Annotated in this window: 17 protein-coding genes and 2 pseudogenes; 15 read left to right on the forward strand and 4 right to left on the reverse strand. The window is 69.2% G+C overall.

Annotated elements, in window-relative coordinates; translation table 11 throughout:
* The first annotated feature begins 44 nt into the window (after positions 1-44).
* From pcaD to ACE37J_RS19380, 3 genes are read left to right on the forward strand one after another with little or no spacing between them, the layout of a single operon-like run.
* Positions 45-842 carry a 3-oxoadipate enol-lactonase gene (gene pcaD / locus ACE37J_RS19370; protein ID WP_409714518.1) on the forward strand — a complete coding sequence of 266 codons (798 nt, stop codon included), beginning with the start codon at positions 45-47 and terminating at the stop codon, positions 840-842.
* The gene (gene pcaC / locus ACE37J_RS19375; RefSeq protein ID WP_409714521.1) at positions 835-1,215 is read left to right on the forward strand and encodes a 4-carboxymuconolactone decarboxylase; all 381 of its coding nucleotides are present in this window, start codon (positions 835-837) and stop codon (positions 1,213-1,215) included. Before pcaD ends, pcaC begins: the two co-directional genes overlap by 8 nt.
* Complete coding sequence (locus tag ACE37J_RS19380) at positions 1,212-2,042, forward strand: 3-keto-5-aminohexanoate cleavage protein (protein WP_409714523.1); 831 nt, start codon at positions 1,212-1,214, stop codon at positions 2,040-2,042. The genes pcaC and ACE37J_RS19380 overlap by 4 nt, the downstream gene beginning before the upstream one ends.
* Before the next feature lie 91 nt (positions 2,043-2,133).
* Here ACE37J_RS19380 and ACE37J_RS19385 read toward each other — a convergent pair whose 3' ends face one another.
* Together ACE37J_RS19385 and ACE37J_RS19390 are read right to left on the reverse strand one after the other, a co-directional pair.
* The gene (locus tag ACE37J_RS19385; RefSeq protein ID WP_409714526.1) at positions 2,134-3,345 is read right to left on the reverse strand and encodes a glycosyltransferase; all 1,212 of its coding nucleotides are present in this window, start codon (positions 3,343-3,345) and stop codon (positions 2,134-2,136) included.
* A 2-nt stretch (positions 3,346-3,347) separates the two neighbouring features.
* Positions 3,348-4,439: a TIGR03032 family protein gene (locus ACE37J_RS19390; RefSeq protein WP_409714529.1), complete on the reverse strand. Its 1,092-nt coding sequence runs from the start codon at positions 4,437-4,439 to the stop codon at positions 3,348-3,350.
* A gap of 230 nt (positions 4,440-4,669) precedes the next feature.
* Here ACE37J_RS19390 and ACE37J_RS19395 point away from each other — a divergent pair, with 230 nt between their 5' ends.
* From ACE37J_RS19395 to ACE37J_RS19420, 6 genes and pseudogenes are all read left to right on the forward strand, one after another.
* Positions 4,670-10,678: an Ig-like domain-containing protein gene (locus ACE37J_RS19395; RefSeq protein WP_409714532.1), complete on the forward strand. Its 6,009-nt coding sequence runs from the start codon at positions 4,670-4,672 to the stop codon at positions 10,676-10,678.
* 27 nt (positions 10,679-10,705) lie between these two features.
* Positions 10,706-11,005: pseudogene (locus tag ACE37J_RS19400) on the forward strand (Ig-like domain-containing protein); the annotation flags it as partial.
* A gap of 14 nt (positions 11,006-11,019) precedes the next feature.
* Positions 11,020-11,121, forward strand: a pseudogene (locus ACE37J_RS19405) (Ig-like domain-containing protein); the annotation flags it as partial.
* Between the two features lie 18 nt (positions 11,122-11,139).
* Positions 11,140-12,114 carry an Ig-like domain-containing protein gene (locus ACE37J_RS19410; RefSeq protein ID WP_409714535.1) on the forward strand — a complete coding sequence of 325 codons (975 nt, stop codon included), beginning with the start codon at positions 11,140-11,142 and terminating at the stop codon, positions 12,112-12,114.
* A gap of 86 nt (positions 12,115-12,200) precedes the next feature.
* Positions 12,201-13,505, forward strand: coding sequence for a lyase family protein (locus tag ACE37J_RS19415; protein ID WP_409714538.1), 1,305 nt, complete (start codon positions 12,201-12,203; stop codon positions 13,503-13,505).
* 103 nt (positions 13,506-13,608) lie between these two features.
* Positions 13,609-15,027 (forward strand): O-antigen ligase family protein, encoded by a 1,419-nt coding sequence (locus ACE37J_RS19420; protein WP_409714541.1) that lies wholly within the window; start codon positions 13,609-13,611, stop codon positions 15,025-15,027.
* 26 nt (positions 15,028-15,053) lie between these two features.
* On the opposite strand, the gene guaD is transcribed toward ACE37J_RS19420, so the two are convergent.
* Entirely contained in the window at positions 15,054-16,358 is a 1,305-nt protein-coding gene (gene guaD, locus ACE37J_RS19425; protein ID WP_409714544.1) for a guanine deaminase, read from the reverse strand.
* A gap of 123 nt (positions 16,359-16,481) precedes the next feature.
* Here guaD and ACE37J_RS19430 point away from each other — a divergent pair, with 123 nt between their 5' ends.
* The 6 genes from ACE37J_RS19430 to ACE37J_RS19455 are packed head-to-tail and all read left to right on the forward strand — an operon-like array spanning position 16,482 to position 21,637.
* A complete protein-coding gene (locus ACE37J_RS19430) occupies positions 16,482-17,210 on the forward strand; it encodes a DUF6478 family protein (protein ID WP_409714547.1) in 729 nt (242 codons plus the stop codon).
* Positions 17,210-18,004, forward strand: coding sequence for a hypothetical protein (locus ACE37J_RS19435; RefSeq protein WP_409714550.1), 795 nt, complete (start codon positions 17,210-17,212; stop codon positions 18,002-18,004). The genes ACE37J_RS19430 and ACE37J_RS19435 overlap by 1 nt, the downstream gene beginning before the upstream one ends.
* 7 nt (positions 18,005-18,011) lie before the next feature.
* The gene (locus ACE37J_RS19440) at positions 18,012-18,893 is read left to right on the forward strand and encodes a hypothetical protein (RefSeq protein ID WP_409714553.1); all 882 of its coding nucleotides are present in this window, start codon (positions 18,012-18,014) and stop codon (positions 18,891-18,893) included.
* On the forward strand, positions 18,890-19,855 hold the full coding sequence (locus tag ACE37J_RS19445) for a hypothetical protein (RefSeq protein WP_409714556.1): 966 nt from the start codon (positions 18,890-18,892) through the stop codon (positions 19,853-19,855). Before ACE37J_RS19440 ends, ACE37J_RS19445 begins: the two co-directional genes overlap by 4 nt.
* A 1-nt stretch (position 19,856) precedes the next feature.
* Complete coding sequence (locus tag ACE37J_RS19450) at positions 19,857-21,086, forward strand: CaiB/BaiF CoA transferase family protein (RefSeq protein ID WP_409714559.1); 1,230 nt, start codon at positions 19,857-19,859, stop codon at positions 21,084-21,086.
* The gene (locus ACE37J_RS19455) at positions 21,083-21,637 is read left to right on the forward strand and encodes a gamma carbonic anhydrase family protein (protein WP_409714562.1); all 555 of its coding nucleotides are present in this window, start codon (positions 21,083-21,085) and stop codon (positions 21,635-21,637) included. The genes ACE37J_RS19450 and ACE37J_RS19455 overlap by 4 nt, the downstream gene beginning before the upstream one ends.
* On the opposite strand, the gene ACE37J_RS19460 is transcribed toward ACE37J_RS19455, so the two are convergent.
* On the reverse strand, positions 21,622-22,242 hold the full coding sequence (locus ACE37J_RS19460) for a glutathione S-transferase family protein (RefSeq protein ID WP_409714565.1): 621 nt from the start codon (positions 22,240-22,242) through the stop codon (positions 21,622-21,624). The two genes, ACE37J_RS19455 and ACE37J_RS19460, sit on opposite strands and share 16 nt — an antisense overlap.
* Positions 22,243-22,287 lie beyond the last annotated feature (45 nt).

Consider the following 22,287-nt stretch of genomic DNA (forward strand, 5'->3'; position numbering starts at 1 on the left):
GCGGCGCGGCGCCGCTATACCGGCGGAAAAGCCGGGAGGACGGGATGAACTTCATCGGGACGGGCGCGGGTTCGCTCCACATGCGCGCGGAGGGGCCGGAGGGCGGGCGAGCCGTTCTCTTCGTAAACTCGCTCGGCACCGATTTCCGCATCTGGGACCGGGTCCTGCCGCTCCTCCCCGCCGGGCTTCGCATTCTGCAGTTCGACAAGCGCGGGCACGGCCTTTCCGATTGCCCGCCGCGCGGCGAATGGGGGATGGCCGACCTCGTGGCGGACGCCGCCGCCGTTCTGGAAGCGGAGGGGGCGAAGGGCGCCGTAATCGTCGGCCTCTCCATCGGCGGGCTGATCGGGCAGGGGCTCGCCGCCGAGCGGCCAGACCTCGTCCACGGCCTCGTCCTGATGGACACCGCCGCGAAGATCGGCAGCCCAGACATGTGGGAGAGCCGCATCGCCGCCATAGAGGCCGGCGGGGTCGAGGGCGTCGCGGAACCGGTGATGGAGCGCTGGTTCTCGAAGGCGTTCCGGTCCGGCCGCAAGGGCGAGCTCGCCCTCTGGCGCAACATGCTGACGCGCACGACGCTGACCGGCTATCTCGGCTGCTGCGAGGCGATCCGCGACACCGACCTGCGGGATAGCACGAGCCGCCTCCGCCTCCCCGTCATGGCGCTCTGCGGCGACGAGGACGGGTCGACCCCGCCGGATCTGGTGCGGGAGACGGCCGCGCTCGTCCCCGGCGCGGAATATCACCTCATCCGCGGCGCCGGGCACCTCCCCTGCATCGAGCAGCCGGAGATGACGGCGCAGCACCTGACCGCCTTCATGCGGCGGATCGGCCATGTCTGAAGCCCGCGAACGCGGCATGAAGACCCGCCGCGCCGTCCTCGGCGACGCGCATGTCGACCGGGCGGAGGCGGCGAAGACAGCCTTCGACGCGCCCTTTCAGGACTTCATTGCCGAAGGCGCCTGGGGTTCCGTCTGGTCCCGCCCGCATTTCACGAAGCGGGAGCGGAGCATCGTGACTCTCGCGCTCCTCGCCGCCGGCGGCATGGAGGAGGAGATCGCCATGCATGTCCGCGCCACGGCGAATACCGGCGCGACGGCGGAGGACCTGATCGAGACGATGCTCCACGTCGCCGTCTACGCCGGCGTGCCCCGCGCCAATGCGGCCATCAAGGTCATCAAGCGGACCTATGCCGAAATGGAGGGAAAGCCATGACGAAGCCCTGCATCATCTGCGTCGCGATCACCGGCTCGGTGCCGCGGAAGGCGGACAATCCGGCGGTGCCGATCACGATTTCCGAACAGGTGGATTCGACGCAGGAGGCCTTCGAGGCCGGCGCCAGCATCGCCCATCTCCACGTCCGCAACGAGGACGAGACGCCGACCTCGGACCCGGAAAAGTTCGCCCGCCTCAAGGAGGGGCTGGAGGCGGCCTGCCCCGGCATGATCATCCAGTTCTCCACCGGCGGGCGTTCCGGCTCGGGGCGGGAGCGGGGCGGCATGCTGCCGCTGAAGCCGGACATGGCCTCGCTGACGGTCGGCTCCAACAACTTCCCGACCCGTGTCTACGAGAACAGCCCGGACCTTGTGGACTGGCTCGCCGCGGAGATGCTGGCCCATGGCGTGAAGCCGGAGATCGAGGCCTTCGACCTCTCCCACATCTTCCAGGCCGCGAAGATGCAGGCGGACGGGCGGCTCGCCCCCGCGATCTACGTCCAGTTCGTCATGGGCGTCAGGAACGCGATGCCGGTGGACCGCGCCGTCTTCGACTTCTACGTCGCGACGCTGAAGCGCCTGTCGCCGGATTCCGAATGGTGCGGGGCCGGAATCGGGGCGGGCCAGCTCCAGCTCAACGAATGGTGCGTCGCCGGCGGCGGCCATGCGCGGACGGGGCTGGAGGACAATGTGCGGCTGGACCGGGGGCGCCTCGCCCCCTCCAACGCCGCCCTCGTCCGCCGCGTCGTCGATCTCTGCCACAAATACGACCGTCCTGTCGCGAGCCCGGCCGAGGCGCGGGCGATGCTCGGCCTGCATGCTGCCTGACATCGCCGCGCCGCCGCGAAAAATTTCGAAATTTTCGATTGCCGAGCAAAGTCAACATGATAACCCCCGTGCACACTGTGTGCACGGGGCGTCAGACCGCCTCCATCAGCGCGTCCGCAATCGCCTCCGCCGCGGGCCGCGCCCCTTTCATCCGCTTCGCCAGCGCCCCCGCCCGCTCGCGCGGGATCGGGGAGCCGAGCACCCGGTCGATCGCCGCGCCCGCCTCCCGCGCGCCGTAGCGCCCGACGAGGCCGAGCCCGAATCCGCCCTCGCCTAGCGCGCGGGCGATCATCACCTGCTCTGACTGTGTCGGCAGCGCCACCTGCGGAACCCCGGCCAGAACGAAGGCGGCGGCGACCCCGTTCGAGCCGTGGCTCACGCCGAGGTCGCAGGCCTCCAGCAGCGGGCCGAGCCGCGCGGGCCCGTCCACCAGCCGGACCGGCCCGCCTTCGAGCCGCGCCTTCAGCGCCGCAGGCGCGCCCGGCGCGGCGAGGATCACGTCCTCCTCCTTGGGCCGCGCGGCGAGCGCCTCCACACCGGCGTCGAAGGCCGCGCCGCCGGGCCTCAGATAGGCGAAGACGCGCCGCGCCGCCCCCTTGCGCCAGTCCAGCGCGGCGCCCTGGTCGAGCGTCACGAGCTGGCCGAGATAGGGCGGATGGTCGGGCTCGAACCGCTTGCGGTCCCCGTAATGGTCGATCTCCGCGAAGGTGGAGAGGAGGAAGGGCCCGCCGCGGAGGAGATCCGCGAAGACGCCCAGTTCCGTGCCGCCGCGAAGACCCAGCGCCGCGTTCGCGGTCTCAAGCACCGCGGCCTCCCGCGCCGCAGCCTTCTCCGCCTGCCCTTCGAGCCAGAAATAGAAGGGCGGCATCGGTTCCGCCCGCGGCGGCGCGTCATAACCGCTGCCGACCGTCGCGACGCGAAGCCCTGCGGCCCGCGCGGCGAGCAGCGCCGTCGGCGCCGCCTGCGCGACGATAAGGTCCGGCCGCACGAGGCCGAAGAGCGCGCCCCAGGCTTCGGCGAGCGCCGCCAGCGGCGCCGCCTCATGCCAGCCGACATGGCGCAGCACGTCGGGATAGGAAATCGCCCTGTCCTCCGGTGTCTCTGGAGGGCGCACCGGCGAGAACGGAGCCGGCAGGAGCGTCACGGGCAGATCGGGCGCGAGGGCGCGGAACGAGGCCGGCTCCTGCGCCGCCACGAAGATCTCCGCCCGTCCGCCGACCGCGCGCGCGATCTCCGCCATCTTCGAGACATGGCCGAAATGCGCGCCGAGCTCCCAGGCGAAGAGCAGGCGCGGGCGGCCCACGATCAGCCGAGCGGGCGGAGCGGCGCCGGATGGACCATGAAGCGGATCTCCTCCGTCCGGAACCCGATGATCATCGGCCGCCTCACGCCGGGGATCAGCGTCACGTCGTAAAGCTCCTGCACCGCCCCGTCGATCTCCAGCCCGTGCTCCACGTCCCCGGTGTCGAGGTTCACGACGGCGATCTGGCAGGTCGGGCTCACGCCCTCCTTCGCGAGCCGCTCGTCGAGCGCAAGGCCCTCGAAGGTCCGGTCCTTCCTTGGGCGGGAAACGCCGATGACGGCGTGCCGCCCGACGAAGGTCACGCCGCGGGCGAAGCCGGGCAGGAAGCACATCGGCTCGAACTTCCCGCTCGCCCGGTCCACGCGCCCGAACTCCCCGGTGCCCGACTGGATGAGATAGAGCTCGCCCTGATGCAGCCGCGGCGAATGCGGCATGGAGAGCCCGGTCACGACCGGCTCCCCGCTCGCCACGTCGAGCACGACGCCGCCCTCCCGCCGATGCTCCCGCCAGGCGCCGGCGACATTGGTGCGCGCCACGCAGGTGACATAGGCGGGCTTCTCCCCGTCCATCGCGAGCCCGTTGAGATGGCAGCGATCCTCCGCCGCGATCCGGTCCACGAAGGGCGGCTTCCAGACGGGGACGAAGCTGTGCCTCCAGTCCAGCGTCGCGAGGCAGTTGAAACGGGTGACGACGAAAATGGGCGGCCGCCCTCCGGCGAAGGGATGGACGTCATGGATGTCCACGTCGCCCGTCGTCCGCCCGTCGATGGGCAGATAGACGGCGTCGTATCCCTCTCGCATCTGCCCTTTCTCCAGCACGTTCTCGAAGCGCCAGAGCTGATAGAGCGAGGAGAGCCAGAGCGCGCCGTCCGGCCCCGCGCCGAGGCCCATGCAGCGTGGGAAGCTCCGCTCGAAGACGGAGAGGCGCCCCGTCTCCCCGTTGACGCCGATCAGGAAGATCTTCCCCGCCTGATAGGTGGTGAAGCCAAGGCTCGCGCCCGTGCCCGCCAGCCAGGGGGTGAAGGTGCGCGAGGGGCGAAGCTCCAGCTTCGGCGCTTCCGCGGCGGGTTTCGTCTCGGCGGCGTCCTCGGTCATCGCACCCCTCCAATGCTGCGGCGGAGACTATGCGCGCCCTTCGCCTCCGGCAAGGCGCGGCGGCGGACGTGTGACATTCCTCACGTAGCGGCGCTGCTGGCGGCCCGGGGCCGTCTCGCCACGCTCCCGCGGTTGACGCGGGGCGGCGCATTACGGCAGAGTTAAGGTTGTGTTAATGCGCCATGTCAGGGCGCTCGCGCGCATGTGCGCCGGAAACGATGGGGCTTGCGATGGGAAATTACGCTGGGCTTGTGGTCGATGGCGGCAGCAGCTTCGACAGCCTCGGGGCCTCCGTCTCGGGGATCGGCGATTTCAACGGCGACGGGATTGACGACTTCATCGTCGGCGCGCCGCGAGCAACCGATACCGGAGACTATCAGTTCAACGGCGCGGCCTACATCGTCTTCGGCGCGGTCGACGGCCCCGCCACTCTGAACGTCAACGAGCTGGACGGGACGAACGGCTTCCGCATCACGCCCGAGAATGCGACCGGCGACGGGCGCGTTCCCATCGGCGACGGCTACTACGCCTACGGCTCCTACATCTATGGCTTCGGCTCGGTTGTCGCCGGCGTGGGCGACCTGAACGGCGACGGCCTCGCCGATGTCGCGGTCGCCGGGCGTACGACCTTCTACTACGGTTTCAACCAGAGTCCGCTGGAGCGCGGCAACGCGATCTTCGTGATCTTCGGGACGGAGGCGCCGCAGGAGGCGGAGCTCAGCGTCGCCGATCTTGACGGAACGAACGGCTTCCAGGTCTTCGGAACGGGCGGCCTCCTGAACGGCATAGAGGCCGCGGGCGACGTCAACGATGACGGGATCGACGATTTCCTGATCAGCCAGTCGCCTGTGCCGAACGGGCAGGGCGGCTTCTACGGCATCGCATCCGCCGTGGATTCGGCCGGCGCCATCGTCGCCTCATCCATTGGCGAGGAGGACCCGAACAAGGGCGCCGCGGGCTTCGTGATCTTCGGCGATTCTGCGCTGGGCGGCGGCGGCGCGTTCAGGATCGACGATCTCGACGGCGACAACGGCTTCGAGATGCTGGTCGGGCGCAGCAATTACGGCGGCGCCGGATACTACGGCGAGCTCGGCTTCTACGGAAACGAGTTCCGCAGTTTCTCCACCGCGATCGGGGACGTGAACGGGGACGGCTTCGCCGATATCGCGGTTCGGACGCTGGTCCAGACGCGCACGGTGACTCCCGTCTACGACGACTATGGCTATTTTCAGTACAACAACTACGAGACGACGCAGGAGGGCCGCCTTCACATCGTCCTCGGTCGGGAGGCGCCGGATTCCAATGGCGACGGTCGCCCGGAATCTGTCGATACCACCTTCTACGACAACGCCACCTATAGCGGCGAAGACGGGGTCGTGGAGGTATTCTGGGGGCCGGCGAGCGGTATCTACTACGGCAGCCAGTCGCTCTACCAGAACGTCAACGTCCGCGGGGTCGGGGATATCAACGGCGACGGGTTCGCCGACGTCGCCGTCAGCCAGCCCAACATCAACCGCATCTACGGCGAGGATCGCTCTGTCGGCTACGTGGACGTGTTCTTCGGTTCAGCCGATGGGCCGGACCCCTACGCCCAGCCCGACCTGAGAATCGTCAAATTCGACAACACGTTGGACTATCTCGGTCAGGCGATCGCCGGGATCGGCGACGTGAACGGCGACGGCGTCGACGATTTCGCGATCAGCGCGCCCCGCACCTCCTTCACCGAAACGGTGGCGGACGGCGTCTTCATCGTCTTCGGCTCGACCGATGGCCCCACGCAGATCGACCTGGACCTGATCGGCCAGCCGGGTGGCGACGCGCTCGGCTACCGAATCTTCTCCTCCGATTCGACCTTCTTCAACCGCTCCGCCTTTGGCGAGGTTCTCTCCGCGGCGGGCGACCTGAACGGTGACGGCTTCGCCGACCTCATCATCGGCGGGCAATACGCCGATGTCGACACGCTGCCCTATGGCGGCTCGAACGCCGGCCGCGCCTTCGTCGTCTATGGCGGCCCGGATGCGCTTGAGGCGGCGGACAACGCGGACGGCATCGATGACAACGTCATCGACATCGCGAACATCATCGTGGACGTCGATACGGGCGTCGTCCCCATCGTCGTCTCCGTCGCGGATGCGGGGTTTGTCGGCGTCTCGCTCTCCGAAGGAAATACGGGCGAGACGATTTTCACCTTCGAGGTGCGGCGGACCGGCGACCTTACGGAAGCCGTATCCTTCGACTTCGCCGTCAGCGCGCTGGACGCAAGCCTCAACGGCGCCGATTTCGCTGGCGGCGTTCTGCCGACCGGAACGGCGTCCTTCGCCTCCGGCGCGGCGACGACCTTCGTCGAGATCGCGGTGCAGGGCGACGTCGACATTGAATCCTCCGAGGTCTTCGCCTTCACGATCTCCAACCCGGTCTCCGAGACCTCGCCGATCTCCGTCGGCGCGGCGCAGACCCTCGGGCGGATCGTGAACGACGATTTCCCGATCCGCTTCTTCGCGCAGGACGCGAGCGTGTTCGAGGGGAATCCGGGCGATGACAACATACTCACCTTTACGGTGACGCGGACGGGCCCAGGCTTCGCCGCCTCGGTCGACTTCACGGTGGCGGGCGATTCGATCTTCCCGGTCAATGCGGCTGATTTCGAGCCGGGCGAGTTCCCGCTCTCCGGCACGCTCGATTTCGCCGTTGGCGAGTTCTCGAAGACGATCAGCCTGCGCGTGTCCGAGGATTTCGACATCGAGTCGAGCGAGCGCGCGCTCCTCACCCTCTCCAACGCCCGCTCCGACGACGCGCTCGTGGTCATCTCTGACGGCATCGCCATCGGAACCGTCCGGAACGACGATTTTGCGCCGGAAATCTTCATCAGCGGCGACACCTTCGTCGTCGAAGGCAACCCCGGCTCGGACCGCGGCTTCAACTTCACCATCGAGCGGCGGGGCGACTTCAACGGACCGGTCGAGATCACCTATGTGATCGACCCGTCTCCGGCCGCCGGCGATTTCTTCGCCGCGGACGCCGCCGATCTCGAGGCGGGCCTCCCGCAGGGGCCGTTTACGGTGACCATCCCGGACGGCGAGGCCTCCGCCTCTTTCCGCGTGAACATCGCGGAAGACTTCGCGATCGAGCCGCGCGAAAGCTTCTCGGTGACCATCGTTTCGGTCGACCGCCCGGAAGGCGGCGTGATCTATGATGTGATCCGCCCCTCCATCACCGCCACGATCCTGAACGACGACGGCCGCCCGCCGGTCATCCCACCGGGGGTCGAGGCGGATGTGTTCGGCGACCCGCATATCGTAACGCTGGACGGCCTCGGCTACGATTTCCAGGCGGTGGGCGAATATATCCTCGTCGAGACGCTGCCGGGCGCCGCCAATCCCTTCCAGGTTCAGGTGCGGTTCGAGCCGCTGCCGGGCTCCGATCTCGTGTCCGTCACCACCCGGATGGCGGTGAAGATCGGCGAGATCACGGTCGAGATCGACGCGACCGGGCCGGAGCTACTGCTCGTGGACGGGGAGGGGCTGACCGATTCCCTCTTCGCCCTCGGCGCGCTCGATGCGGACGGAGACGGCGAGCCCGACATCTTCTTCGACGGAGCTACGGGGATGATCTTCATCGTCCTCAACGGCGCGGACGAGCAGCTCGCCCTGAAGGCTATCGACGGAACGCTGAACATCTGCGTCTTCCTCTCCTCGGAGGAGGGCGGCAACGCCGGCAATGTCCGCGGCCTGATGGGCGACGGCGACAGTGACGGAACGGCGGACGACCTCGCGCTCCGCGACGGAACGGTCCTCGCCCAGCCTGTCGATTTCGACGTGATCTACGGCGACTACGCCGCGTCCTGGCGGCTCGACGGCGCCTCTGGCAAGGAGCCGCTGTTCTCCAACGCCGTGACCTTTCCGGACGATTTCCCGGCCGCCGTCATCACGCTGGACGACCTGCCGGTCGAGCTGCGGGAGGCTGCGGAGGCCGCGGCCCTGGCAGCCGGGCTTGATCCCGAAAACACGGCCGTCTTCGAAGGCGCGGTGCTCGACTTCGCGCTCACCGGCAATCCGAACTTCATCCAGGGGGCCACGGGTCTTGTGGCCGAGTCCACGGAGACGACCGATCCGGCGAACGCGCCGGCCCTGCCGGCCGTGGTCGGCGTCACCGTCGCGGATCCGAACGAAGACTTTGTCGAGGGCGACGAGGGCGCACAATCCGCCATCTTCACCTTCTACCGGATCGGCGACGCGTCTGGCGCGCTGACCGTCTCCTACGCCATCGGCGGCGATGTCGACGCGGCCGATCTTGGCGCGGGCCAGACGCTGACGGGCGAGGTGACCTTCGGGGAGGGCGAGACGAGCGTCTCGATCCTCGTAGCCGTCGCGGGCGACCTCATGTCGGAGGATGACGAGGCGCTGACGGTGACCATAACGGGCCTCAGCGACGAGACGGCGCTCATCGCCGGGCCGAGCGCGACCAAGACGATCCTGACGGACGATTTCGCCCCCGAAGCTGCGGACGACGTCTTCACGACAACCGAAGACGCGCGGGTCGCCGGCAACCTCCTCGCCCCCAACCGCGAGACGGCGGATATCGATGCCGACGGGGACCCGCTGGCCGTCGTCTCCGTCACCTCGTCCACCGGCGTCGAACGCGCGGTGAGCGCGTCGACCGGCACGGGCCTCTTCATCCTCGCCTCGGGCGCGCATCTCCGCGTCAACGCTGACGGGAGTTTCACCTACGATCCGTTCGGCTTCGGCTTCAGCGGCGCCTCCTCGCTCACGGATTTCGACAGGCTCGATACCGGGGAGATCGGCATCGAGACCTTCACCTATGTCGTGGCCGACGGGAACGGCGGCTTCGACGAGGCGACGGTCACGATCACGGTCAACGGCGTGAACGACGCGCCCATCGCCGTGATCGACAGCATCAACCTGACGGAGGACGACCCGCAGGGCGGCGTGAACCTCCTCAACGGCAATATCGGCCCGGATGTGGACCCGGAGGGCGGCCCGCTCGCCATCACGCAGATCAGCGTCAACGGTCTGAGCGTGGCGGTGGATCCGCTGACCGGCGGCACGCTTGAGCTCGCCTCCGGCGCCTCGATCACCGTGCTGGCGGATGGAACGGCCACCTTCTTCACCAATGGCGCCTTCGAGGATCTCGGCGATCAGCCGGGCCAGATTGTGCAGCGCAACATCAACTTCACCTATACGGTGGCGGACGAGAACGGCCTGACCGACACGGCGCTGCTCCAGGTCTTCGTCGCCGGCGTCAACGACGCGCCTGAGATCGACCCGATTGAGGCCGCTTTCCTGGCGGATGACGAAGGGCGAGCGATCAACCTTCTCGACGGCGCCTTCGATGCGGAAGACGACGATCTCACGGTGCAGGACATTTCCGTGGAGGGGGCCGGCGGTCTGCCGGTCGCCTTTGAATTCGACCCGGAAACAGGTGTCCTGACGCTTGGCGACGGCCAGTTCGGCGGTCTTGCGGAAGGCGAGACGGCCACGGTCATCGTCTCTTATGTCGTGAGCGACGGGGCCGCCGAAACGGCCAACTCCGCGACGATCACGATCACCGGAGTCGCGGCGCCGAACAGCCCGCCTGTCGCCGTGGACGACGATTTCACGACCGGGTTCGGGGACGACCTGAGCATCGGCGCAGGCGAGGGGCTGCTGGCGAATGACAGCGACCCGGATTTTGACGCGCTCACCGTGACCGCGTTCCAGCAGGCGGCGAACGGCGAGCTGAGCGTCTTCCCGGACGGCTCCTTCACCTACACGCCCGACGCCGGCTTCTCCGGAACGGAGACGATCCTCTACACGATCTCGGACGGCTTCGCGGTCGCGACGGCGACGCTCTCCATCGTGGTCGAAGCGAACGGAACGCCAGTCGCGGTGGACGACGACTACACGACCGGGTTCGGGGATGGCCTGAACATTGGCGCGGGTGAGGGGCTGCTGGCCAATGACAGCGACCCGGATTTCGACCCGATCTCCGTGACCGCGTTCCAGCAGGCGGCGAACGGCGAGCTGAGCGTCTTCCCGGACGGCTCCTTCACCTACACGCCCGACGCCGGCTTCTCCGGAACGGAGACGATCTCTACACGATCTCGGACGGCTTCGCGGTCGCGACGGCGACGCTCTCCATCGTGGTCGAAGCGACGAACGCCAGTCGCGGTGGACGACGACTACACGACCGGGTTCGGGGATGGCCTGAACATTGGCGCGGTGAGGGCTGCTGGCCAATGACAGCGACCCGGATTTCGACCGATCTCCGTGACCGCGTCCAGCAGGCGGCGAACGGTCGAGCTGGCCGTCTTCCCGGACGGCTCCTTCACCTACACGCCCGACGCCGGCTTCTCCGGAACGGAGACGATCCTCTACACGATCTCGGACGGCTTCGATGTCGCGACGGCGACGCTCTCCATCGTGGTCGAGGCGAACAACCTGCCGGTCGCATGGACGACGACTACACGACCGGGTTCGGGACGACCTGAGCATCGGCGCGGGCGAGGGCTGCTGGCCAATGACAGCGACCCGGATTTCGACCCGATCTCCGTGACCGCGTTCCAGCAGGCGGCGAACGGGCGCTGGCCGTCTTCCCGGACGGCTCCTTCACCTACACGCCCGACGCCGGCTTCTCCGGAACGCGGACGATCCTCTACACGATCTCGGACGGCTTCGATGTCGCGACGGCGACGCTCTCCATCGTGGTCGAAGCGAACGGAACGCCAGTCGCGGTAGACGACGACTACATGACCGGGTTCGGGGACGGCCTGACCATTGGCGCGGGCGAGGGGCTGCTGGCGAATGACAGCGACCCGGATTTCGACCCGATCTCCGTGACCGCGTTCCAGCAGGCGGCGAACGGCGAGCTGGCCGTCTTCCCGGACGGCTCCTTCACCTACACGCCCGACGCCGGCTTCTCCGGGACGGAGACGATCCTCTACACGATCTCGGACGGCTTCGATGTCGCGACGGCGACGCTCTCCATCGTGGTCGAGGCGAACAACCTGCCGGTCGCGGTGGACGACGACTACACGACCGGGTTCGGGGACGACCTGACCATCGGCGCGGGCGAGGGGCTGCTGGCCAATGACAGCGACCCGGATTTCGACCCGATCTCCGTGACCGCGTTCCAGCAGGCGGCGAACGGCGAGCTGAGCGTCTTCCCGGACGGCTCCTTCACCTACACGCCCGACGCCGGCTTCTCCGGAACGGAGACGATCCTCTACACGATCTCGGACGGCTTCGATGTCGCGACGGCGACGCTCACGATCGAGGTCGCTGGCGAGGAGGATCGCCCCTTCATCTTCGGCACCGCAGGAGGCGATCGGCTCATTGCCCCAGGCACGGGCGCCATCATCGACGGCGGCGCGGGGCGCGACGTCTTCATCGCCGGGGCGGGGGCGGACACGTTCATCCTCAGCGACGGCGACGGGGACCAGTTCCGCCGCTTCGACGCCTCGATGGACCAGCTCGACATCTCGGCCTGGGGCGCGGAAAGCTTCGATGAACTGGTGATCTTCGACCGAGCCGGCCAGCAGCCGGACTCCAAGCTCATCACGATCTTTCACGCCGAGTCGAACAACCTCGCATTCCACTACGAGATCGGCGACCGGCTCTCCGCCGAGGACTTCACGGCGGATAACTTCATCTTCGCCAACCCGCTCAATCTCGGGTGAGTCCATCCCGCCCGCGCCCATGCGGCGCGGGCGGGGCTGGTCGACCGACGCCGGCTCTGCTATCGCGCGCGGGGAGGAACGCTCCGATGGCAGTCACTCCGTTCGACAGTGCGCTATGGCGCGATCTATATGGCGACGCCGAGATCGGCGCGCTCTTTTCAGACGCTGCGGAGCTTCGCGCCCTGATGCTGGCGGAGGCCGCGCTCGCCCGTGTTCAGGCGAGGCTCGGCCTCGTTCCCGAAACCGCCGCCGCGGCGATCACGAGGGCGGCGACCGAGGCGTCGCTCGATCCGGCCTCCCTCTCGCGCGGCGTCGCCGAAGCCGGCGTCTCTGTGCCGGCTTTCGTGGATGCGTTTCGCGCCACGCTGCCGCCCGATGCGGGGATATGGCTGCATTTAGGAGCCACGAGCCAGGACATGCTCGATACGGGCCTTGTCCTCCGCCTGCGGCGCGCGCTTGAAATTCTCGAGGGGCGGCTCGCCAGCCTTGTGGCGACGCTGGCGGAAAAGGCCGCTGCCGAGGCGGAAACGGTGATGGCCGCGCGGACACGCGGCCAGATCGCCACGCCGACGACGCTCGGTGCGAAGATCGCGATCTGGCGCGCGCCGCTCCTGCGCGCCGGTGCGCGGATCGGGGAGGCGAAAGGCAGGAGCCTTCGCGCGTCGCTCGCCGGCGCCTCGGGCACGCTCGCGGCCTTCGGGCCGAAGGGGCCGGAAATCGCCGCCGCCTTCGCCGCCGAACTCGGCCTCGCGCACGATCCCGTCCCCTGGCACGCGACGCGGGACGGGATCGCCGAGATCGGCGCCGCCCTCACGCTGATGACGGGGGCCCTTGGCAAGATCGGGCTCGATGCGCGGGAACTGATGCAGACCGAAGTGGCCGAGATCGCCGCCGGGCCCGGCGGCGGCTCTTCGACCATGCCGCACAAGGCCAATCCTGTGTGGGCCGAAGCGCTCGTCGCGCTGGCGAAAGCGAATGCGGGCATCGTCGGGCGGCTCTTCGAGGCGCAGCTTCACGCGCAGGAGCGGGAGGGCGCAGCCTGGGCGCTCGAATGGCTGACCCTCCCCCAGATCGTCGTCGCCAGCGGCGCTGCGCTCCGCCATGCACAGGTGCTCGCGGCGGCGCTGGAGTCGCGCCCGGCGGCGATGGCGCGCACGCTGCGCGTGGCGGGAGACTTTCCGCTCGCGGAGGCGGCGACCTTCGCGCTCGCGCCGCATATCGGCCGACCGGAGGCGCAGGCGCTGGTGAAGGCGGCCTGCGCTAGGGCGGCGGCCGAGGGCCGCCCCCTGCGCGACATCCTCGCGGAGACATCCGACGCGCCGGTCGACTGGGCCGCGACGCTCGACCCCGCCGCCTATCTCGGGGCTGCGCCCGAGATCGCGCGTCGGTGAGTTCCGTAAATGGTCTCAAAACTCCGAGGCCATATATGCTACGACTGGATCAGGTCACGCTCCGGAGGAGCTCCATGAATACCCACGCCGGACTCGAGCGGCAGTGACTGCGAGTTCAACCTTCGACGCCTCGACGCGAACCAGCGTCGCGGGCGCAAAGGGCGCGCCGTGGCTGGCGGGCCTCGCCCTGCTCATCCTGCTTACGCCCGCCTATTTCCTGGTTGGTGATATTCTGCTCGATCCGGGTCGGGTCTTCTTTGCGATCTTGACCCCTTGGCTTGTGATCCAGTTGCTCTCGGGCAAGTTGCCCGGCGGCATTCTTCTTGCCGATAAGTTTGTTCTATTTTATTGCGCATGGTTTTCATTTGCTATGTTTTTGCATCATCCTTTGAAATTTTCTTTGATAAACGTGCCCTTGCACCTGATATACATTCTTGGGGGCTACTTGGTGGCGCGATATTCAATCCGCTCTTTTTCGGATTTTCGCGCATTGATTTTGTTGATTGTGTGCCTTGTTGTGTTTTTCTTGCCGTTTTCGATTTATGAGTCATTAACTACAGATTTCGTAATTCCCCATTTGTTCACCAGCATGGGAATTGGTACTATATCTGATGTTGAGTACTGCTGTAGATTTGGGCTTGACCGAGCTCAGGTTGTTTTTTCCCATCCTATACACTTTGGATATTTTTGTTCCTTTGTTGTTGGCGCCTTTTTTGTGGCTTTCGCTCGTGATGTTCCGTCATTTGCCAGACTTTTGATTTGCGTGTTGATGACCATAGCATGTGTGATGTCGGTATCGAGCGGCCCGCTCCTTTCGATCCTGTTTCAGGGGGCGGTAGTCACTTATTGGTTGCTCACCCGCAACATGAAGAAGCCGTGGATCAATTTGTTCAGATTTGCAGGGGTGATTTATCTTATTCTCGAAGTCGCTTCGAATCGCCCGGCAATTTATGCTATTGCCGAGCGTATGGCATTTAGCCCCGGAACGGCGTTCATGAGACGTCTTATATTTGAGTACGGCATGGAGCAATTCTGGAGAACGCCGATACTGGGAATTGGATACCGAAGAATCCCGACCATGCCGTGGTGGATGAAAGACAGCGTGGACAACCATTGGCTTGTGGTTGCCGTCGCCTACGGCTTCCCCGCGTTCGTTGCCTTTGCCGCCGTTTTCTTTCTCCTCTACCGTCAGGTTGGAAAGAACTATTCCGACCCCGACCCCGATTGGGTCAGGGCGAATTTCTCTGTGGCGGTCATGCTCACGGGCCTCGTGCTGGTGCTTGCGACGGTCGCCGTGTGGCTAGACACCCTGTCGCTGACTTACATGCTGCTCGGCGCATCCTGCTTTCTGTTTTACGCACAGCCGAAAAGGATGGAGGAGGCCCGCCCTCAGGAGGTCGTCAGGCGCGCCGTGTTCGGCGATATGCGGGCGGAGGCGGCGGAGCGCCCGGCGGGCGGCCGGACGCCGCCGGCTGCCGTCAATCCGCCGGAGACGAAACCGGGGCGCCGCACCGTTCTCTGATTTGCAAGACCGACGCCTTCGGCCTCTCAGCCGAGCCCGCCCTTCATCGCCACGCCGCCCGCCCACGTCTCCGCCACCGCGCGGTCGTCCCCGATGATGAGGAGCGCGAAGAGGAGGTCGGAGGGGCTCTCCGCCCGCGCAGAGCGTTGCGCGAGGACGGGCGTCGCCTCCGGATCGAGCGCGACGATGTCCGCCGCGGCGCCCGGTGAGAGCCGCCCGAATTCGGGCCGCCGCATCGCGCGGGCCGAGCCCTCCGTGGCCAGCCAGAAAAGCTGCGCCGGATGGAGCGCCGCGCCCCGGAGCTGCCCGATCTCGTAGGCCGCGCGCATTGTCGCCAGCATTGAGAAGGAGGAGCCGCCGCCCACATCCGTCGCAAGGCCGACTTCCACGCCCGCCGCCTTGAGGCCCATGACGTCGCAGAGCCCGGAGCCGATGAAGGCGTTCGAGGTCGGGCAATGGGCGACGGCGGCGCCCCGCGCCGCCAGAGCAGCTATCTCCCGTGGTTCAAGATGGATCGCATGGCCCATGATCGCGCCCGGGCGCACGAGCCCGAAGCGCTCGTAGACGGCCAGATAATCGGCTTCCTCCGGATAGAGCCGGCGCACCCACGCTATTTCCTCGGTTTGCTCGGAAAGATGCGTCTGCATCGCGCAATCCGGGTTCGCTGCGAAGAGCGCGCCCGCCGCCTCCAGCTGTGCGGGGCTCGAAGTCGGCGCGAAGCGGGGGGTCACAGCGTAGGCGAGCCGCCCCCGCCCGCGCCAGCGCGCGATCAGCGCCGCGCTCTCGTCATGCCCGCGCTGCGCATCGTCGATGAGGCCCTCTGGCGCGTTCCGGTCCATCATCACCTTGCCGGCGGTCATCGCCATGCCGCGCCGCTCCGCCGCGGCGAAGAGCGCGTCCACGCTTTCGGGATGGGTGGTGCAATAGGCCGAAGCGGCGGTGATTCCGTTGGCGAGGAGAAGGTCGAGATAATCCTCCGCCACCGCCGCGGCGTAGGCCGGGTCGCCGAAGCGCATCTCCTCGGGAAATGTGTAGCGGTTCAGCCAGTCGATCAGCCGCGCGCCCCAGCTCGCGATGATCCGGGTCTGCGGGTAATGGTTGTGGCAGTCGACGAACCCGGCGGCGAGGATCCGCCGCCCGCAATCGACGCGCCGCGCCTGCGGATGCGCGGCGATCAGCTCGTCCGCCTCTCCGACCGCCTCGATCAGACCGCCGCGCAGGAGGATCGCCCCGCGCTCGCGCCAGTCGATCGCCTCCTCCGGCGGAACGAGGAAGGGATCGGCCCGGAAGCCGAAGGTCCGGCCGAGAAGAAGAACGCCGTGATCCGCCATGAGGCAGCGGTAGCCGAAGCCGCGCCCGCCGCCAAGCGTCGAGGCGGCCCGCCGGGCCGCAGCGCGAATCCCCCCCGTGCACTCGACGGGCCGGGCGCCTTCGCGCTACCTCTGCGGTAGGCGATGGCGGCGCAGGGTCGGTTCATGGGCGGCGGGCTGAGGGAAAGGCTCTTCGCGCGCTACTGGCGCCGCCAATTCCGCGCGGCGCGGGACATGGGGGCCTTCCTCGCCGTGGTTCGCCGCCGGCAGGCCGAGCTTGCGGGCTTCGCAGCGCGGGCCGAGGCGCGCCTCGCCCCGGCGCCCCCGCCGCCCGCGCCCGGCGCGCGCTGGAGCTGGCGCCCCGACGCGCTGCTCCGCCCTCTTTCGCCGGCCGCGCTGCTGCGGCCGGAGCCCGGCGCCGCGCTTGGCGCGGGGCTCGCCCTCCACCATGACGCGGGGCCGGGCGCCGCCTTCATGTTGGCGCAGCGGAAGGTGGAGGGCGCCGCTTCCCGCTTCGCGCTCGCCTTCGAAGCCTATGAATTCGACGGCGCCTATCTCTCCCTCTCGCTCGCCCCGCCGGCGGACCTGCCCCACCCCCGTCCGGGCGAGGCGGTGCGGCTGGAGATCGACCTCGCCGCCTCGCGCCCGGTGAAGGCCTTTCTTCGCCTCGTCGTCGCCCGCCCCGGCGCGCGGACGGAAATCGCCGAGGAGGGCGAACTCGCCTCCGGCCGCCACGCCTTCAGGTTCGCGGCGGAGCGCGCGGCCTTCCCGGTCCGCGAGGATGACTCGCTCTGGCTCGATCTCATTCTCGACCGGCCGCGCATGGCGGCGCTGACTTTCCGCGACCTCTCCCTCTCGCTCGGGCCTGCCTGATGCGGGGCGAGGCGCGGCTCGATCCGGCGCGGGGGGAGATCGTCGGCCGGGCGGCGCCCACGGCCGGTCGTCCGGCGCGCATCGTCGCTGCGCTCGACGGGCGCGTGGCGGCGGAGCGGCTCGCGGTCGGGCCGGATGGCGCCTTCGCCTTCCGCCTGCCGCGGGAGGCGGAGGGCCGGCGCCTTGAGGTCACGACGGAGGGCGAGACGCTCCTGGAGGCGGAATTCACCGGGCAGGGCGCGCTCGCCCGCTATCGGGAGGGGTCGGAAATGGCGGATTTCCTGAAGATCGAGCGGCTGCGCTTTTCCGCCGGCCGGTTCCGCGGTGAGGTCATCGCGGCGGGTGAAGGCCCGGCGCCCGAGATAGCGCTCCGTCTCCGCGGAGAAGTGCTGGCGCGTGGGTCGCTCGCGCCCAAAGGGCCGGGGCGGTGGTCGCTTGACGTCCACGCGCCGGCCGCAGCCTTCGGGGAGGGCGTCGCCGTCCTCGAATTCGCGGCGGCGGACGGCTCCCGCCTCGCCGCCTATCCCCTCGCCGCCGGGGCCGCGCTCGAAGGCGATCTCGTGGCCGAGGTGGCGAGCCTTCGCGCCGAGCTCGACCTCCTGAAACAGGCCTTCCGGGAGGCGATGGCCGGCGGCGTCCTCACGCGAAGCGAGCGGCCGCTGATCGTGGCGGAGGCCCTCGCCGAGGTCGACGCGCTTCTTGAGATGCGGGACAGGGCGGAGCGCTCCGCGATCCGCGCCGCCGCCGCCGCGGAGGACGAGGAGGAGGAGCCGCTCTGGGAGGTTCGGGAATGAGCCGCCGATGAGCCTCGCGGCGGAAATCGCCTTCGCGCAGGTCGCGGCGGCGCTCGGCGGCCCGGCGATCCTCCTCTCGGCGGAGGGCGTCGGCTCGCCGCTGGCCGCCGCCTCAGCCGCCCCGCTCGCCCGCGCCGCGCTCCGCCCCGCCTGCGGGCTCCGGCGCGCGCCGTCGCTGTGGCTCCCGCCCATCCTCTGGACCGGCGCCGCGCCGCCCGGCGCTTGGCTCCTTGTCGACGCGCGCAGCGGGGAGGCCGCGCTCCGCGCCGCGCCGGCGGACGCGCTCCGCGGCTTCGGCGCGCCCGGGGGCATGGCGCCGGCCTATCTCGACCCCGAGACGGGGGAGGGGATCTGGTTTTCCCCCCGCGCCGCCAAAGCCTGCGCCGGCCTCCCGCCGCCGGAGGCGGACGAATACGACGCGCTCCGCGCCTTCGTCGGAAAGGGCCTCGCCGGCCTCCGCCACAGCCCCCTGCGGGCGGAGGCGCTGCTCGACCCGCTCCTCGCGCTCGACAGTCTTGACGAGCGCCAGCGGGACGAGGCGCTCGGCGCCGGGCGCCCCGTCTTCGCGGAGGACGGCGTCGCGCGGCTCGCGATTCCCGCGCTCGGTTCCGGGCGGACCTTCGGCGTCACCGTCTCCGGCCTCCCGCCCGGCGCGCCCGATCCGCTCGTCCTGACGCCCGGCCTGCCGGCGACGGCGGAGCGCGCGGGCCCGCTCTGGCGGCTCCGCGCCGCGCCGCGTGAGCGGGGGGAGGCGGCGCGGCTCGCGCTCTCGGCGCCCGGTCTCCCCGGCGCGGAGATTTCCGAGCTCTGGACGGAGGCGCAGCGGGCGCGGCGCGCAGGTGAAATCTGGGAGGAGGCGGAGCGCATCGCCGCGGCGGATTCGGAATGAGCGGCGGCGCGCGCGTCCTCCTCGTCTCCGACCTTGATCCGGCGCGGGCGCGGCGGCGCGGCTCGCTCCTCGCCTTCCTCCGCGAGGCCGGGGCGGCGGCGGAGGCGCTGGCGCTCGTCTCCGCTCCGCCCGGCGCTGAAGCCGCGGCGCGGCTCCGCGCGGCAGGCGCCGTCCCCGGCTTCGCCGCGCCGGGCGAGGCGTCCGCCGCCGCCGCTTCGCTCCATCTCTCGCGCCCCTTCGATCTCGTCCTCGTCGCCAACCCGGCGGACTTCGCGCCGCCCCCCGGCCCGCGCCTGATTCTCGACCGCGTCGCAGGCGCAACCGGGCCGGGCGGCCTCGCGCTGACGGAGACGGAAGGGGAGGCCGAGGGTGTACGCCCCGCGGGCGGGGAAGCCTTCGCCGCGCCCTGGCTCGGAGCCGGGCGGCGCCGGGCGCGGGCGGCGCGGCCCGGTCCCCGCCCGCTCGCCGGCCTCTGGGCCGAGACGCCCGGCCCGGCGGAGGCCCTCTTCGCCGCGATGCGCGCGCGGGGCGGCGGGCTCCAACCCGACCTTCTCGTCGGCGGCCCCGCCGCAGCTGCGCTCGCGCCGCCGCCGCTTCCTTTCCCGCCCGCCTTCGCGCCGGAAGGGACGGCGGAGGCCGTCTTCTGGCGGGCCGTCGATTTCGCGCTCTTCCCCGAAGGCGCGGGGGCGGAGGCGCTGGACGCGCTGGCGCGCGGGGCGACGCCGCTGGTCGCCGGCCCGGCGCCTTTCGGGCGGGCGGATATCTGGCGCCTGCCGCTTTTCGAGAGCGCGCCGGCGCTCGCGGAATATCTGTTTGAACGCGGGCGCGATCTGCGTCATGGGGGATTGGCGGCGGAGTTGCGCGCCCGCGCGGACTGGACATGGAGCGGCTGGGCCGGCGCCGCGGCGGAGGCGCGCGCCCGCCTCCGCGCCGCGCTGCGCGAGGCCGCGGGAGGAGCCTGAGATGACCGAAGAGACCGCATTCAGGGACGGGCCGCTGACCGGCCTCCGCGTGCTGGACATGAGCCGCATCCTCGCCGGGCCGACCGCGGCGCAGCTTCTCGGCGATCTCGGCGCCGACGTCATCAAGATCGAGCGGCCGGGCAAGGGCGACGACACGCGCGGCTGGGGCCCCCCCTTCGTGAAGGACGCCGCGGGGAACGACACCCGCGAGAGCGCCTATTACCTCTGCGCCAACCGCAACAAGCGCTCTGTGGCGGTGGACATGGCGACGGAGGCCGGCGCCGCCCTGTTGGCCGACATCGCCGCGGGTTCGGACGTGCTGATCGAGAACTTCAAGGTCGGCGACCTGGCCCGCCGCGGGCTCGACTACGCCAGCCTCTCTGCCCGCAACCCGGGCCTCGTCTATTGCTCCATCACGGGCTTCGGCCAGACCGGGCCCTACGCAAAGCGGGCCGGCTACGATTTCCTCATCCAGGGCATGGGCGGGATCATGTCCGTCACCGGCGATGCGGAGGGGCAGCCGACCAAGGTTGGCGTCGGCATCACCGACGTGATGACGGGGATGTACGCCGTCGTCTCCATCCTCTCCGCCCTCCGGGTGCGGGATGCGACGGGAAAGGGCCAGCACGTCGACCTCGGCCTTCTCGACGTCCAGATCTCCTGGCTCATCAACCAGGGGCTGGACTACCTGACGGCGGGGACGACCCCGGTCCGCCGCGGCAACGCGCACCCGACCGTCGTCCCCTACGAGACCTTCCCGGCCGCGGACGGCTGGTTCATCATCGCCATCGGCAATGACGGCCAGTTCGCCCGCTTCGCGGAGGCGGCCGGCCGGCCCGAACTGGCGGCGGACGAGCGCTTCCGCACCAATCCCGCCCGCGTCGTCCACCATGACGCGCTGATCCCGCTCATGCACGAGATCACGAAGACGAAGCCGATGGGCGAGTGGATGGCGATCCTCGAAGCCGCCGGCGTCCCCTGCGGCCCGGTCAACGACATCCCGGCGGCGATCGACGACCCGCACGCGCTCGGCCGCGGCTCCCGCGTGAAGCAGGCGCACCCGGTCGCCGGCAAGGGCTATGTGGAGACGCTCGGCAACCCGGCCAAGCTCTCCGCCACCCCCGTCACCTACCGCCGCCCGCCGCCGATGGTCGGCGAGCATACGGCGGAGGTGCTGGCGGAGCTCGGCTTCGACGAAGCGGCGCTCCGCGCGAAGGGCGCTCTCGGATGAATCCCCATCTCGGCCCGGACGTGAAGGACGAAGGCGCGGCCTACATCCACCCCACCGCCCTCATCCACGGCAAGGTGACGATGGCGGAGGGCGTCTCCGTCTGGCCCTATGTCGTGATGCGGGCGGAGATGCACGAGATCCGCCTTGGCGCCCGAACCAACGTGCAGGATCATGTGATGATCCATGTCGGCTATTCGACGCCGACCATCGTGGGCGAGGAGTGCTCGATCACCCACCGCGTCGTCCTCCACGGCTGCGAGATCGGGGATCGCTGCCTCATCGGCATCGGCGCGACGGTGATGGACGGCGCGAAGATCGGCGCGAATTCCATCGTGGCCGGCCAGGCCATCGTCTCCGAGGGCGCGGAGTTTCCCGAGAATTCCATCATCGCCGGCGTGCCCGCGAAGCTGGTGAAGGTGCGGGACAGCGGGGCTGCGAACCTCGTCAACGCGCGCTTCTACCACATCAACGCCCTCAACTACGCCAAGGGCGTGGAGCGGTTCTCGGAGGAAGACCTCCGCGCGATGCTCGCGCCTCAGGCGAAGGCGTAGGGCCCGCCCTTCTCCAGCGCCCGCTTCCAGGCCGGGCGGGCGTGAATCCAGTCGACGAAGGCGGCGAGCTTCGGCAACTTCGCCCCGAAGCCCTGCTTGATCGCCACTTCCGCCGGAAAGCTCAGCATCACGTCCACGGCCGAGAGATCGTCCAGTACGAAATGGCCCGAGTGGCGGAGAATCGCCTCCATATGGCCGAAATGGCTGGCGAGCTGCTCCTCGATCCGCGGCTTCAGCGGCGCGCCCGCCTCGCCGAGGCGGGATACGTAGAGGTTGAGGAGGATCGGCGTCATCGCCGAACCTTCAGCGAAATGCATGAGCTCGAGATGCGCGTCATGCGCCGCCGTGCCCGCCTCCGGGATCATCTGCGGCGCATGACGCGCGCAGAGCCATTCGACAATCGCCCCGCTCTCCGCGATCACCCGCCCCTCCGCCTCGATGACCGGGGACTTCCCGAGCGGATGCACGGCGCGAAGCGCGGGCGGCGCGAGGTTCGTCTTCGCGTCGCGCTGGTATGCGCGCAGCTCGTAAGGCAGGCCGATCTCCTCCAGCAGCCAGAGCACGCGCTGCGAGCGGGAATTGTTCAGGTGATGGACGATGAGCATGGCGCCTCCCTCTCGCCCGGACCCTCGCCGATTCCGCGCTCGCGC

The sequence above is a fragment of the Pikeienuella sp. genome, assembly GCF_046290545.1.
In the GTDB taxonomy this organism is placed as follows: domain Bacteria; phylum Pseudomonadota; class Alphaproteobacteria; order Rhodobacterales; family Rhodobacteraceae; genus Pikeienuella.

What these genes read in the sequence shown, in the direction of transcription:
- guaD (WP_409714544.1), bottom strand. Translation starts at nt 16,358, where the DNA reads ATGGCGGATCACGGCGTTCTTCTTCTCGGCCGGACCTTCGGCTTCCGG.
- pcaD (WP_409714518.1), top strand. Translation starts at nt 45, where the DNA reads ATGAACTTCATCGGGACGGGCGCGGGTTCGCTCCACATGCGCGCGGAG.
- ACE37J_RS19390 (WP_409714529.1), bottom strand. Translation starts at nt 4,439, where the DNA reads ATGACCGAGGACGCCGCCGAGACGAAACCCGCCGCGGAAGCGCCGAAG.
- ACE37J_RS19445 (WP_409714556.1), top strand. Translation starts at nt 18,890, where the DNA reads ATGAGCGGCGGCGCGCGCGTCCTCCTCGTCTCCGACCTTGATCCGGCG.
- ACE37J_RS19430 (WP_409714547.1), top strand. Translation starts at nt 16,482, where the DNA reads ATGGCGGCGCAGGGTCGGTTCATGGGCGGCGGGCTGAGGGAAAGGCTC.
- ACE37J_RS19455 (WP_409714562.1), top strand. Translation starts at nt 21,083, where the DNA reads ATGAATCCCCATCTCGGCCCGGACGTGAAGGACGAAGGCGCGGCCTAC.
- ACE37J_RS19440 (WP_409714553.1), top strand. Translation starts at nt 18,012, where the DNA reads ATGAGCCTCGCGGCGGAAATCGCCTTCGCGCAGGTCGCGGCGGCGCTC.
- ACE37J_RS19460 (WP_409714565.1), bottom strand. Translation starts at nt 22,242, where the DNA reads ATGCTCATCGTCCATCACCTGAACAATTCCCGCTCGCAGCGCGTGCTC.
- ACE37J_RS19395 (WP_409714532.1), top strand. Translation starts at nt 4,670, where the DNA reads ATGGGAAATTACGCTGGGCTTGTGGTCGATGGCGGCAGCAGCTTCGAC.
- pcaC (WP_409714521.1), top strand. Translation starts at nt 835, where the DNA reads ATGTCTGAAGCCCGCGAACGCGGCATGAAGACCCGCCGCGCCGTCCTC.
- ACE37J_RS19435 (WP_409714550.1), top strand. Translation starts at nt 17,210, where the DNA reads ATGCGGGGCGAGGCGCGGCTCGATCCGGCGCGGGGGGAGATCGTCGGC.
- ACE37J_RS19380 (WP_409714523.1), top strand. Translation starts at nt 1,212, where the DNA reads ATGACGAAGCCCTGCATCATCTGCGTCGCGATCACCGGCTCGGTGCCG.
- ACE37J_RS19415 (WP_409714538.1), top strand. Translation starts at nt 12,201, where the DNA reads ATGGCAGTCACTCCGTTCGACAGTGCGCTATGGCGCGATCTATATGGC.
- ACE37J_RS19450 (WP_409714559.1), top strand. Translation starts at nt 19,857, where the DNA reads ATGACCGAAGAGACCGCATTCAGGGACGGGCCGCTGACCGGCCTCCGC.